The organism is Vallitalea okinawensis (assembly GCF_002964605.1).
Classification (GTDB): Bacteria; Bacillota; Clostridia; order Lachnospirales; family PQDH01; genus Vallitalea_A; species Vallitalea_A okinawensis.
The window spans coordinates 23,826-37,494 of sequence record NZ_PQDH01000026.1 but is presented as its reverse complement, the minus strand read 5'-3'; the positions used below and the strand labels follow the sequence as shown (position 1 = coordinate 37,494).

Annotated in this window: 9 protein-coding genes and 1 riboswitch; of the genes, 8 read left to right on the top strand and 1 reads right to left on the bottom strand. The window is 35.1% G+C overall.

Going from position 1 to position 13,669, the window contains the following annotated elements:
- The first annotated feature begins 344 nt into the window (after positions 1 to 344).
- The 6 genes from C1Y58_RS25095 to add all read left to right on the top strand — a co-directional run bounded on the left by C1Y58_RS25095 (position 345) and on the right by add (position 9,608).
- The gene (locus C1Y58_RS25095; protein WP_105619910.1) at positions 345 to 1,265 is read left to right on the top strand and encodes a sulfurtransferase; all 921 of its coding nucleotides are present in this window, start codon (positions 345 to 347) and stop codon (positions 1,263 to 1,265) included.
- 39 nt (positions 1,266 to 1,304) lie between these two features.
- On the top strand, positions 1,305 to 2,270 hold the full coding sequence (locus tag C1Y58_RS25090; protein WP_207655819.1) for a rhodanese-like domain-containing protein: 966 nt from the start codon (positions 1,305 to 1,307) through the stop codon (positions 2,268 to 2,270).
- Positions 2,271 to 2,477: 207 nt separating this feature from the next.
- On the top strand, positions 2,478 to 4,466 hold the full coding sequence (gene uvrB, locus C1Y58_RS25085; RefSeq protein WP_105619909.1) for an excinuclease ABC subunit UvrB: 1,989 nt from the start codon (positions 2,478 to 2,480) through the stop codon (positions 4,464 to 4,466).
- Between the two features lie 118 nt (positions 4,467 to 4,584).
- Positions 4,585 to 6,672: a methyl-accepting chemotaxis protein gene (locus tag C1Y58_RS25080; RefSeq protein ID WP_105619908.1), complete on the top strand. Its 2,088-nt coding sequence runs from the start codon at positions 4,585 to 4,587 to the stop codon at positions 6,670 to 6,672.
- A 225-nt stretch (positions 6,673 to 6,897) separates the two neighbouring features.
- Entirely contained in the window at positions 6,898 to 8,184 is a 1,287-nt protein-coding gene (locus tag C1Y58_RS25075) for an L-cysteine desulfidase family protein (protein WP_105619907.1), read from the top strand.
- Between the two features lie 101 nt (positions 8,185 to 8,285).
- Positions 8,286 to 8,385, top strand: a riboswitch (purine riboswitch).
- A 230-nt stretch (positions 8,386 to 8,615) separates the two neighbouring features.
- Entirely contained in the window at positions 8,616 to 9,608 is a 993-nt protein-coding gene (gene add / locus C1Y58_RS25070) for an adenosine deaminase (RefSeq protein ID WP_105619906.1), read from the top strand.
- Between the two features lie 263 nt (positions 9,609 to 9,871).
- On the opposite strand, the gene C1Y58_RS25065 is transcribed toward add, so the two are convergent.
- Entirely contained in the window at positions 9,872 to 11,356 is a 1,485-nt protein-coding gene (locus C1Y58_RS25065) for a methyl-accepting chemotaxis protein (protein WP_105619905.1), read from the bottom strand.
- A 517-nt stretch (positions 11,357 to 11,873) separates the two neighbouring features.
- Here C1Y58_RS25065 and glmS point away from each other — a divergent pair.
- Both glmS and glmL read left to right on the top strand, forming a co-directional pair.
- Positions 11,874 to 12,281: a methylaspartate mutase subunit S gene (gene glmS, locus C1Y58_RS25060; protein WP_105619904.1), complete on the top strand. Its 408-nt coding sequence runs from the start codon at positions 11,874 to 11,876 to the stop codon at positions 12,279 to 12,281.
- Between the two features lie 3 nt (positions 12,282 to 12,284).
- Complete coding sequence (glmL, locus tag C1Y58_RS25055) at positions 12,285 to 13,652, top strand: methylaspartate mutase accessory protein GlmL (protein ID WP_105619903.1); 1,368 nt, start codon at positions 12,285 to 12,287, stop codon at positions 13,650 to 13,652.
- The last annotated feature ends 17 nt before the right edge of the window (positions 13,653 to 13,669 follow it).

Sequence of the window (13,669 nt, the reverse complement as noted above, 5' to 3'; positions counted from 1 at the left end):
GTTCGCCCTCCGTGGCTCACTGCTCCATAGACCCCCAACATGCTTTCTGTATGTAATAGAGGGGGACCTATTACGCTGGCTGGAAAGACGTTCATGTCTTAGACAGCTAGGTTCGCCCTCCGTGGCTCATAGCTCCATAGAACCCCCAACATGTTTTCTGTATGTAATAGGTGAGGGAAAAACATTTATATTCGTTTTTACGATACTGTATTAAGAAATGCGATAACCCCTATAAGGGATTATCATGTATAATAAGAGTGAACATATTTAATAACAATCTGTTTTGTGTTATTTCTCCTTTTATTGTAGATTTTTTAACGAACCTTCATAGGAGGTAAGAGTGAATGAAAATTAAATCACGTCAATTACTATTAAGTTTGGTGCTTTTAGTAACCATGGTATTTCTTTATGGATGTGCTTCTAGTACAACTTATAAGGAAAGCAATAACGTTATAGAAGCCTCAGCATTAAAGGATGAACTGAGTAAGAGTAATGTCATCGTTATCGATGCTCGTTCAGCAGAAGATTATGCTGTGGGTCATTTAGATGGCGCGGTTCATCTTAATCCAAGTGAACTCACAGTTTCTGAACCTGTCAAAGCTACCATTGCACCAAAAGAACAAGTTGAGGCAGTTTTAAGCAGTAAAGGAATTAGTAATGATTCCATTATTTATGTATATGATAACAGTGCCGGAGTATACGCTGGACGCGTATGGTGGACTTTAAAAGCTTATGGTCATAATAACATTAAACTTATCAATGGTGGACAAAAAGCTATTGAGAGTGAAATGAACAAAGGTAATTTAGCAGCTTCAGCTGCAGAGACTAATTTACCTGAGTCTACATATGTAGCAAAAGATTTAGATGCATCTTATCTAGCTACATTAGATGATGTCAAAGCTTATTCATCAAATCCACAAGAAGGTACTGTACTTCTTGATGTAAGAAGTGTTGCTGAGTATGAAGAAGGAACAATACCTAATGCTGTATTGTATCCACATACTAAGAACTTATACACCGATGGTACTTTCAAGTCTGACCGTACTATTTATCTAGATTACAACAAACTTGGCATTGATAAAGATGATGAAATTATTCTTTTTTGCAAGTCATCTTATCGTGCAACTCAAACTGCATTATTGTTAGAAGAAGCAGGTTACACTAATGTAAAAGTATTTGATGGTGCTTGGATTCAATGGAGTGGTGCTGGACTTCCAGTACAAGGTACAACCCAAACCACTATTACAAGTCAAGATGCTTCTTAATAATGATTAGGGAATGAGAACAAATAGGGAGGGTAAATTATGATGAAATTTACTAAAAAGATGGCATTAATCTTAGCTATGATCATGGTATTAGGTACAGCTATGGTTGGATGTAGCTCAGAAGAAAAAAAAGTTGAAGAAAAGGTTGAAGAACCAGCTCAATCAGCTATGGTTGTAGATGAAACAAAGGTCTCTGAAGTAGAAAAAGGTGTTAATGCTTACTTTGCTAACATGCCTGAACATATTTATAAAATTAATCAAAAAGAGTTTATTGAAAAAGTTAATGCTGGTGAAGATATGTTTATTTTAGATATCCGTACAGCAGAAGATTATGCAGCAGGCCATGTAAAAGGAGCTTACAATGCACCATGGGGAACTGCTATTAGTGATAGTTTAAGTAAAATACCAAGTGATGTACCAGTTTATGTGTACTGTTATTCTGGTCAAACAGCTGGTCAAACAGTGATGACACTTAACTTAGCAGGTTTCAATGCAAGAAGTGTTAACTTAGGTTGGAACTTTGGTATTTCTAAAGTTGAAGGTTATGAGAGTGTTTCTGTAACAGATGCTAATGAATTTGGTGAAGATGTAACTGAAATTAATGCAGAAGTTCAAACAGCTTTAGATGCTTATTATGCAGGTTTAGCAGATGTAAAAGAAACTACTTTTAAGAATTATAAAGTATCAGAAGATAACTTAAAAGCAATGATTGATAACAAAGATGATTTCTATCTATTATCTATCCGTTCAGCAGAAGATTTTGCTAATGGTCATATCGATGGAGCTGAAAATATTCCTTGGGGAGCAGGTATGGAACAATCCTTCTCTAACTTACCAAAGGATAAGACAATTGTTGTATATTGCTACTCAGGTCAAACAGCAGGTCAAACAGTTGCAGGCTTAAGATTATTAGGTTATGATGCTGTTTCCTTAAATGGTGGTGTAGGCGTAGGTTCTAATGCACCATTAGGCTGGGCAAATAAAGGTTACGAATTAGTTAAATAATACTGATAAGATCAAAAGGTTATTTCCATTAATGGAAATGACCTTTTTTAAATTAAAAAAATATAACCTTTTTAAAAAAAAAGATCTTTAGTAAACCTTCAAATCCTTGAATTTCAAAAATAGCAAACATATGTTTTGTTTCAGTAAACTTTGTGTTATAATAGGAGCATATGTACGAAAATGTTTTAGAATGGTCAGGTGATAGAAATGCCAGAGTTTAAAGTGGTTTCAGAATTTGAACCTACCGGTGACCAACCGGAAGCAATTGATATGTTAGTTGAAGGGTTTAAAGACAATAATCAATTTCAAACTTTACTCGGAGTTACAGGTTCAGGTAAAACCTTTACCATGGCTCATGTTATTCAAAGACTTAAAAAACCGACATTAATATTAGCCCATAATAAAACTTTAGCGGCTCAGCTATACAGTGAGTTTAAAGAATTCTTTCCTGAAAATGCTGTAGAGTATTTTGTCAGTTATTATGATTATTATCAGCCAGAAGCCTATGTGCCTTCCTCGGATACTTATATAGAAAAGGATTCTTCCATTAATGAAGAGATCGATAAATTACGCCATTCAGCAACAGCTTCACTTTTTGAAAGAGATGACGTCATTATTGTTGCTAGTGTATCTTGTATCTATGGTTTAGGAGACCCTATTGATTATACCAATATGGTGGTTTCGTTACGCCCAGGAATGACAAAAGAACGAGATGAAGTTCTTAAAAAGTTAGTGGCCATGCAATTTAGTCGAAATGATATGAATTTTACAAGAGGAACCTTTAGAGTAAGAGGCGATGTAATAGAGATTTTCCCAGCTTATTCATCCAAGTCCGTTTTTAGAGTAGAGTTCTTTGGTGATGAGATCGACCGTATCACTGAAGTAGACGTATTAACAGGTGAAATCTTAGGACTACGTGAACACATTATTGTTTTCCCAGCCTCCCATTATGTTATAGCACCAGATAAAATGGAAGATGCTATTAAGCGTATTGAAGATGAATTAGAAGAAACAGTAAAACAATTTAAAGACGAAGGGAAGCTTTTAGAAGCCCAGCGTATTGCGCAACGAACTAACTTCGATATAGAAATGATGCGAGAAACAGGTTTTTGTTCAGGTATTGAAAATTACTCCAGACACTTATCTGGACGTGAGGCTGGTAGTACCCCTCATACACTTTTAGATTACTTTCCTGATGATTTCTTGATGATGATAGATGAGTCACATATCTCTGTTTCTCAAGTAAGAGGGATGTATGCAGGTGACCAATCCAGAAAACAAACATTAGTAGATTTTGGATTCCGTTTACCCTCAGCAAAAGATAACAGACCATTACGTTTTGATGAGTTTGAGAATAAATTAAATCAAATGTTATTCGTATCGGCAACACCAGCACAATATGAAGCAGAACATTCATCTTTAGTAGCAGAGCAGATTATACGACCTACTGGTCTACTAGATCCACCAGTAGATGTCCGCCCAGTAGAGGGGCAGATTGATAATTTAATTGGCGAGATCAGGGCAACTGTTGATAAAGGTGACAAAGTACTCATTACGACCTTAACCAAAAAGATGTCAGAGGATTTAACAGATTACCTGAAAGAGGTAGGTATTCGGGTTAAATACTTACACTCGGATATTGATACACTTGAACGTTTGGAAATTGTCCGTGACTTAAGAATGGGTGTATTTGATGTTTTGATTGGTATCAACCTTCTTAGAGAGGGTCTAGATATTCCGGAAGTTTCATTAGTAGCGATCTTAGATGCTGATAAAGAAGGATTTCTTCGTTCAGAAACCTCTCTGATTCAGACAGTAGGTAGGGCGGCTCGTAATGCGGAGGGACGAGTAATTATGTATGCTGATAAAGTAACAGATTCCATGCATAGAGCCATATCAGAGACTAATCGAAGGAGAGGAATTCAAGAGGCTTATAATGAAAAACACGGTATAACCCCAACAACGATTAAGAAGAAAGTCCACGATCTCATCCGTGCTACCTTAGCTGCTGAAGAACCTGATTCTTACGAGTTGGATAAAGATGTTGAATCCATGTCAAAAGAAGAACTTCAAAAGATGATTAAAAAGCTAGAAAAAGATATGAAAAAAGCGGCAGCGGATTTATTATTTGAAAGGGCAGGAGAACTAAGAGATCAACTTTATGATTTAAAAAAAGAGTTACAGGAATTGGACTAAAAAGAATGACTTTAAGTCATTCTTTTTTAGTATTCATATAAAAAATTTCAAATATATGTCGATATAATTTATATACTATAAACTGCCAATGATAAAGACTTAAAGAAAGAGGGAAATCATGAAATTAAAATCTATTAAATGGAAAATGATTTTAGCACTTTCAGGGGTATTAACACTCATGTTTATCGCAATGTTTGCATTGATGGGGTATAATTATTACAAAATGACGATGGGCACGTTAACAAAAGTCGGTGAAGAACAAGCTAACAATCAAGGATTCATCGTCTCAGATGATTTGGATCAGGCAACATCAACAATTCGGACTCTTTCGGCTAGTATAGAAGGACTTATTCAGACAGGGAATGTTGATCGCGATGAATTAACAGAAATGGTACAATCTATCCTTGAAGAGCATCAAGAGTATGTGGGGATAGGTATAGGTATGGAGCCTAACAAATTAGATGGAAAAGATAGAAATTATCGAAATAAGAAATACAGTGATACAACAGGTCGTTATGTTGCATATTTCTATCTGAAAGATACTAAGGCGGAAGTGGAACAACTAGTAGGTTATGATGAAGATGCTTGGTACATAGAACCAAAAGAACAGATGAAAACCATATTAACAGATCCTTACTATTACGAAGTTGGTGGAGAGCAAGTGTTAATGGTTTCAGTAGCTGAACCTATTATCGTAAAAGATCAATTTTACGGTGTTGTTACAGTGGATATCGATGTATCACATCTAAGCACTATATTAAATGAGATTGAAGAAGCTAAAAATGGCTTTAGTTTATTGTTTACAGAAGATGGTACTATTGTTGCGCATACAGATTCTACGCTCAATCTTATGAATATATCAGAACTGAATTACTCAGAAGATGAGCTTAAGGCAATGGAAACTAAACAATCTTTTAATGGATATAATAGCTACTTGAATAATGATGTATTGACATTAAATGTACCAGTAGACTTCAAAGATATTGATCAAGAATGGACGCTAAGTGTTAATATACCTCTTTCGGTGGTATTAGAGGCAATTACAGCTCAAGTAGTTACTTTTATGGGATTCGGATTAATGACTTTAATTGTTATATCATTAATCACTTATTGGATTGCTTCGAATATTGGTAGACAAGTGAAAAGTGTTGCAGATGAATTGGTTATTATCTCTTCTGGGGATTTCACAAAAGAAGTAGATGCAAAACTAGTCAAATCTCATACAGAATTTGGTATTTTAGGTCAAGCGCTTCAAAAGATGCAAAAAGACTTAAAAAATCTATTCCAGAATATCCAAGGGTCTGTTGAAGACTTTAATAAAGCTTCAGATGACTTAGAAGATATTGCTAAGTTGTATAACAGATCAACTAATGAAATCGTTCAAGCAATTGATCAAGTTGCTATTAGTACTGCTGAACAAGCTAAAGATGCTGAGATACTTGTAACCAGTGCAGAGAGTTTTGAAACAGAGCTCAATAAAACTAATACACTTTTTAATCAAGTATATGAATTTACAAAAGAATCTAATGTATTGAGTCAGGAAGGTGTTAAAAAAGTTAATGATTTGACCGAAGCATCTAAAGAAACCAATTTGAAAATGGATGAAGCCAATCTTCTCTCAAAAGACATTTTTGAATTTGCTTCTAAAGCGGGTGAAGTTGTTGGCTTAGTAGAGAATATATCCCAACAAACCAATTTGCTGGCTCTAAATGCTTCTATTGAAGCGGCACGTGCAGGAGAAGCAGGAAGAAGTTTTGCTGTGGTAGCCGATGAGATCAGAAAATTATCAATTCAAACGGCAGATGCAACGGAGCAAACCTATACGATTCTTTCTGAAATTAGAAGTAAATCTGAACGTATTGTTGAAATGAACAATGATTTAACGACAATCAGTACGGAGCAAAATCAGATTATGCAAGCAACCAGTGATATCTTCTATCGTACCACTGATTCGTTACAAAAGATTGAGCGATATGTGGAAGATGCTTTTGAAGCAACGAATCACATGAATATGGAGCAAAAGAATATGACGGATAGAATTAATAGTCTATCAGCTATTTCAGAAGAAAATTCTGCAGTAACTGAGGAAGTGACTGCATCGAATACGCAGCAACTTGAAGGCATTAACAAGTTAACTCAAGGAGCTACTCAAATTAAGAATGGTGCTGGTAAACTCGTTGAAGAAGTGAATCAATTTAAGTTTTAGGCTATAGAAGCATATGAGCGAAAGTTCATATGCTTTTTATGCAAACGTGACGCTAGTTACTTTTCTTAGATGATGTAGTAAGGTTATTTACGTTCAATCATTACTTCTTAGTGAGGATAGGAAGGGAATTTTTTCTGTATTCATGTTGGGTATTGATGTTTTTTAGGATTCTTCTTATAATATAGGTATAGACCATTAAGATTGAGGATAAAGGAGTGGGGATTCATGGCAAAAGGTAATTATCAAAAATATCTTGAATATCTAAGAAACAATCTTAAATTAGCACTTGGTTGTACTGAACCAGCAGCGATTGCATTGGCAGCATCAAAGGCCTATGAGCAAATTGGTGGTGAAATAGAAAAGATAGAGGCAGTATTAGGGATTAACATGTATAAGAATGCACTTTATGTAGGTATACCAGGTGTAAAAGCTAAAGGGATTGATATTGCTATTTTACTGGGGGTATATTCTGGACAATCCACTAATGAGTTAGAAATATTTGATAATGTTAACGAAGAAGCTATTCAGAAAGCGCTTTCAAATAAAGAAAAAGTTCATATAGAGATTGATAAAGAAGTAGAATCAGTTCTTATTGATATAACCATCAATACAAACAATGGTAAAGCTCGTTGCAAAATTGAGGACAGCCATACCAATATAACATTGGTGGAAGTAAATGACCAAGTGGTTGAGGAAAATCAAAGACTTTTTAGTAATGACTATGATATTTCTGCAGATTATGAAGATTTCATCGATAATATTGATCAAGTATCAGTTGATGAGTTTGAATATGTATTAGAAGGTGTTGAGAAATTAGAAGAAATTGTAGAAGCTGGACTTAAAGAGAAAATGCCTTTAGGTATCGGTGGTGCGTTACAAAGCTTTATGGCAAATGGTTTACTAGCAAATGATGTTATTAACAATACAGCTGTAAAAATTTCTGCAGCTGCAGAAGCACGACTATCAGGTTATCAAGTATCTGTTATGAGTTGTGGGGGGAGCGGTAGTCAAGGGATAGCTACTATATTACCTATTATAGAAATGGCTAAACACATGCATGTATCAGGTAAGAGAATGATTAAAGCTATTGTTGTCGGCTATGGAACCACCTTATATACCAAAAGAGTACTTGGTAAATTATCCAGTGTATGTGGATGTGCTATTGCCTCTTCTATTGGAGCCACAGTGGGTATCATTTGGATGCAAGGTGGCAGTAAGAAGGAGATACAAGGAGGTATCAATAATGTAGTTGGGGCTTTAACAGGGGTTATCTGCGATGGAGCTAAGGTAGGATGTGCCTTCAAAATGGCAATGGGAGCTATTATGTCCATCTATTCAGCCCTTTTAGCTGTAGATGAAGTATTCCTTGATGTTGATAACGGCATCATCGGTGATACCATTGCTAAAACCATCGAGAATATGGGAACAGTTAGTAGTCAAGGAATGCCTTGTATGAATAGTGTAATTGTTGATATCATGCAGCATAAAGCAAAAGGATGTTGTAGCCACTAAATGACAGTTGATTTTTTATTATTTTTTGGTATAATAATAGAAGTCATAAAAATGTAGATTAATAATAGAATCAAATATATTAAACTTCATATATGAATTTATATGAAATAGAGCGTAAACTTCGTATAACTCCAATAATAAGGTTTGGAGGTTTCTACCAGGGACCAATAATTCCTGATTACGAAGAAAATATACTACAGGTGTATTTTCTTCAGTAATCAGGAATTTTTTTATAGTGCAAGAAAGTACTGCGTTTTACTTATAAAAGCAATTAGGCATTGAACCTCATTACTTTTGATTTATTTCGCTACACGAAATAATCAAGCAAGAAACCGTACTTTCTTGCACACACTTGAAACGTGAAGCTAGGTACTTTTCTTGTATTCTTTTTTAGAGTTTATTCGCTCAAAAGTTACTAGGAGGTTTGAAAGATGGATATTATAAGATTACCAAAAATAGAGTTGCATTGTCATTTAGATGGAAGTGTTCGTCCAGAAACAATTAAAGAATTAGCTAAGGAAGTTGGTATTAAATTACCTACTGACCAAATTGAAGGTATAAGAGATTTGATGGTTGCACCAATGGATTGTCAATCTTTAAAAGAATATTTAATGCGTTTTGATTTACCTGTTAAATTGATGCAAACAAAGTCAAGTTTAGAACGTGTTGCTTATGAAGTGATGGAAGACGCTGCTAAAGAAAATATTAAGTACATGGAAATACGATTTGCGCCCCTTCATCATGTACATGAGGGTTTATCTGTTATTGAAGTCATAGAAAGTGTTATTAGAGGAGTAAAGAAAGCGGAAGATAGATTTGATATTCAAGGAAACCTTATTTTATCATGTTTAAGACATAGTCCTGTTGAGACGACTTATGATGTTATTGAAGCTGGAAAAGCATACTTAGGAAATGGGGTTGTTGCTTTTGACTTAGCTGCTGCTGAGGAACCAGGTTTTTGTCTACAATTTGTTGAACCTGTTGCATTAGCAAGGCAGTATGGTTATCGCATTACTATTCATGCAGGAGAACAAGGTGTAGGGCAAAATGTCTATGATGCTATCCAGTTATTAGGAGCGGAGCGAATTGGGCATGGTATCTATATTAGAAACCATAAAGAAGCCTATGAACTTGTAAAAGATAAAGGTATTTATCTTGAAATGTGTCCGACAAGTAATGTTCAAACGAAGGCTGTTAGCAGCTTTGAGGAGCATCCCATTAAAGAGTTTTTGAAGGATGGTATCGGGGTAACGATTAATACAGATAATCGTACTGTTTCTAATACGACCATGAGTAATGAGATAGATGTGGTTGATGAGACATTAGGGTTAACATTAGAGGAGTATCGATGCATATATCTTTATAGTGTTGAGGCGGCATTTGTTGAAGAAGAGATGAAGGAGAGGCTAAGAGCTAAGTTATAAATAGTAGGGTCAACTAGATATCATAAAGGATCAAGCAGATCAGGGGTACTATTGCGCCAGCTGGGAAGACGTCCATGTCTTAGACAGCTGGGTTCGCCCTCCATGGCTCACTGCTCCATAGTACCCCTGATCTGCTTTCGGTATGTATTTGACCGAGTATATAAGATATAAATGTTATTAGCATAGTCAAAGCCCAAGAATTAGTTGTAAAACGAGCTAATTCTTGGGCTTTTGTCTGTTAAGATAAAATAACCAAGATAAAGTTAAGATATTGATTCGGTGTTGATGGATTTCATTGTTGAGGCTAGTTCGGATAGTTCTTCGATGGATGCTTTTGCTTTTCGTGTTTCTTCTAGGTAGGTGCGGATATTTCCGTGGGTTTCTTCGGTTCTTGCTAAAGTCTCTTGTGAGGTTGAAGAAAGTGTAAGTATTGTATTGTTGACGTGCTCATTATAGGTTTTAACTTCTGATAAATTTTTTGATAGTGTATTCACTCGATCTGTTATGTGAGAGAAGTTGTTGAAAAGTACGGTGAGACTTTTCTTTGTATCTTTAACGATACGGTCTTCTTCTGTTTCCATGTCGAATAATATATGTATGGATTCTATGATATTATTTACTTCTGTTTCTAGATCAGTAATAATGGAGCTAATATTCTCGGAAAAGGATTTGGTTTGCACAGCTAGATTTTTAACTTCATCTGCAACAACTGCGAAACCACGTCCAGATTCACCACTCCTAGCAGCTTCTATGGAAGCGTTTAAAGCTAGCAAGTGAGTTTGCTCAGAAACTTGAGTAATAATATCTATAATTTTCTTCACACTGTCTGTTTTATCATAGAGTTCTTTAGAGGTATTATAAATTTCTTCATTCTTAGTTTTAATATTTCCTGAAATAACGTCCAGGTGATCCACCATCTCCATATTCTTAGAGAAGAGATCTTTACTATCACTAGTGGTGCTGAATAAGGTGTTGGATAGTTCAGCAGCATTGACAATTTCACTTTGAATTTTTTCACTTGCTGAAGTTTGCTCATTAATACTGTTACTGGTTGTCTCACAACCAACTGCAATATCGTTTACAGAGTGGTTAATGACATCACAGGTAGATTCTACGGTACTGATGATAGTATTTAAATTCGAGGTTTGGTGATTCAACTGATCAATGGCATGTGTTACATCATCAACAACTTTTTGCAAGTGAGCGTTTCCTTGGTCCATTTCGGTACTATTTGAAACAACTTGATGACGAATTTTTTCAGAAAACTTGGTTGTTACAAACACAAAAATGAAAAATGCCATAAGAACCACTTCTAACATGACAATTTCAGAGGCGTTTTGTGCATTAATATTTCTAAAAACCCATACTGCATTAATGATACCTGCACCGATGAATGGCACAATGAGAAATGCAGTTTCTAAATAAGCCATTGCAATAATAATCATGGGGAAAATGAGTAATGGTGCCATTGGGTTTGATGTGTAAAACATAGCAATAAAATAGGTTATAGCATAGGGGATAGCAGTGATATGACGAATAGAAGTATTAACTCGATTTCTCTTATATAGAATAAACATGGTAATTGTCGGAATGATCATCATAGCTATCATTAATAAGCCAATCTCTTGACTGGCAGAACCGGTCTGTATCATCATAAAGGCACCTAAAGTATAAACAGTGGATAGGACTAAGACTGAGTAGACGTAAAGCTTGTTCGTTCTTTGTTTTATTTCTGACTGCATATTCATGTAAAATCCTCCTAATGATTCAAGTTATATCATGTATATATTCTATCATATATAACATAATAATACAATTTTTGGTGTAATAAAGCAGAAAAGTCCATTTACTTGTATACTAAATTTTCGTAAACATAAGCTTATTTTTTTCGACAGAAATAATTTTAGCGAAAGGGTAATAATAAGCATAAGAACGAAAAAAAATACTGTTCTGACTTTGAGTGATGAAAGTAGAAACAGCTAAGATGCAGTATTATATTATGTTTGTATACAATACTACAAAAAAATATTTATTTTAAAGGCTTCTCTGAAAAAGATTGTGAAAACACAATATTTTATTGTGCAAGAATGAAAGTCTCCATAATCATTTTTGCAAAGAACCTAATATGGGCTGTTTAAAATGTCCTTTATTTGGCTGAAAATAGGACTTTTTAAGATTGCGGTGATATAATGAATTACGAAATTTATTGTTAAGTTTGAAGTTTATATATAATTTAGAAATATATCTAAAGGAGAGAGTAGTGCCATGAGCAAAACAGTTATAATGGGCGTAATCGGTGCAGATGTGCATGCGGTTGGTAATAGGATATTAGAATATGCTTTTTCAGAAGCAGGATTTAAAGTAATCAACTTAGGAGTAATGGTAGCACAGGAAGAGTACATTAAAGCAGCAATAGAAGCTGATGCAGATGCCATTCTCGTATCATCCTTATATGGTCATGGCGAATTAGATTGTCAAGGCTTTAAAGAAAAATGTATTGAAGCAGGATTAGGAGACCTACCTCTCTATATTGGTGGTAACTTGGTTGTAGGTAAGCAAGATTTTGAAGATGTAAAGCAAAAGTTTATTGATCTAGGGTTTGACCGTGTTTATCCACCAGGGACATTACCTGCCACATCCATAGAAGACTTAAAAAAAGATTTGGAGGCATAAAAAATGAAATGCGCCTTACTAGCTGACTTTGGTAGTACATATACCAAATTAACAGCCGTTGATTTGATGAAAGAAGACATATTGGCGACCAGTAAAGCCTTCACAACAATAGAAGATGTCAATATTGGGTTAGGCAATGCGCTTGATCACTTAGAAACTCAAATCGGCAAAAAGGAGTATGATCTAAAATTGGCTTGTAGCAGTGCTGCTGGAGGATTAAGAATGGTAACGGTAGGGCTTGTAAAAGAACTTACTGCAAAAGCCTCTGAAATGGCTGCTTTAAATGCTGGAGCTAAGGTACTTAAGGTTTTTTCATATGAGTTGACAGATGACAACATGGCTGAAATGAAAGATTTGAGACCAGAAATCATATTACTATCTGGTGGTATTGATGGTGGTAATAAGGAAGTTATTATCCAAAATGCTAGAAAAATTGCTTCTAGTGATTTGGAAGCTATTACAATCGTTGCTGGTAATAAAGTCGCAACGGACATTATTAGAAAAATCTTTGATGAAGCAGGAAAAGACTACGTTGTAACAGAAAATGTTATGCCTGACTATAATAAATTAAATATAGAACCAGCTAGAAGTAAAATTCGAGAAGTATTTTTAAATCGAATCATTTTTGCTAAAGGTTTAGGGAAAATTAAAGATACCATGAATGATATTGTGATGCCGACACCATCAGCAGTATTAAAGGCCATCAGTATATTATCCCATGGAACGCTTAAGGAAAAAGGACTTGGTGAACTCCTAGCCATCGATGTAGGAGGAGCTACAACAGATGTTTATTCCATTGCAGAACAAAAGCCTTTTGAAGGTAATACAGTAATGAAAGGTTTACCGGAACCAGAAGATAAGCGAACTGTTGAAGGTGATCTAGGTTTAAAATATAGTTTAGATTCTTTATATGAAGCACTTAACATGACTCAGAAAAGTAAAATTGACTTAGAAGCATTTAAGACTTACCTAGAAAAGGTACTTGAAGATCCATCTATATTACCAGATGATGATGCGCAGCTATTAGAACATCAGTTAACATTTGGTGCAATAGAAGAAGCTGTCAATCGACACGTAGGTGAACTGAGTATTCAATATACTATCCATGGAAGTGTACGATGTCAGCAAGGTAAAGATCTTACAACAATTAGAACCATCGTTGGAACAGGAGGACCAATGATTAATTCAAAGGTACCAACTGAACTGTTTGAAGCCGTGTTGTACAATGATGCAGCAGGTCAACGATTAAAACCAAAAGAAGCCAAATTCTATTTGGATCATAAGTACATATTAGCAGCAATGGGGCTGCTAGCCACTTATTATCCAGAAAAGGCTATTCGGATCATGAAGAAGGAACTTAAAAAAGTTTAAATCAATTGTAGGGGAGA

What these genes read in the sequence shown, in the direction of transcription:
- C1Y58_RS25095 (WP_105619910.1), top strand. Translation starts at nt 345, where the DNA reads ATGAAAATTAAATCACGTCAATTACTATTAAGTTTGGTGCTTTTAGTA.
- C1Y58_RS25090 (WP_207655819.1), top strand. Translation starts at nt 1,305, where the DNA reads ATGATGAAATTTACTAAAAAGATGGCATTAATCTTAGCTATGATCATG.
- uvrB (WP_105619909.1), top strand. Translation starts at nt 2,478, where the DNA reads ATGCCAGAGTTTAAAGTGGTTTCAGAATTTGAACCTACCGGTGACCAA.
- C1Y58_RS25080 (WP_105619908.1), top strand. Translation starts at nt 4,585, where the DNA reads ATGAAATTAAAATCTATTAAATGGAAAATGATTTTAGCACTTTCAGGG.
- C1Y58_RS25075 (WP_105619907.1), top strand. Translation starts at nt 6,898, where the DNA reads ATGGCAAAAGGTAATTATCAAAAATATCTTGAATATCTAAGAAACAAT.
- add (WP_105619906.1), top strand. Translation starts at nt 8,616, where the DNA reads ATGGATATTATAAGATTACCAAAAATAGAGTTGCATTGTCATTTAGAT.
- C1Y58_RS25065 (WP_105619905.1), bottom strand. Translation starts at nt 11,356, where the DNA reads ATGAATATGCAGTCAGAAATAAAACAAAGAACGAACAAGCTTTACGTC.
- glmS (WP_105619904.1), top strand. Translation starts at nt 11,874, where the DNA reads ATGAGCAAAACAGTTATAATGGGCGTAATCGGTGCAGATGTGCATGCG.
- glmL (WP_105619903.1), top strand. Translation starts at nt 12,285, where the DNA reads ATGAAATGCGCCTTACTAGCTGACTTTGGTAGTACATATACCAAATTA.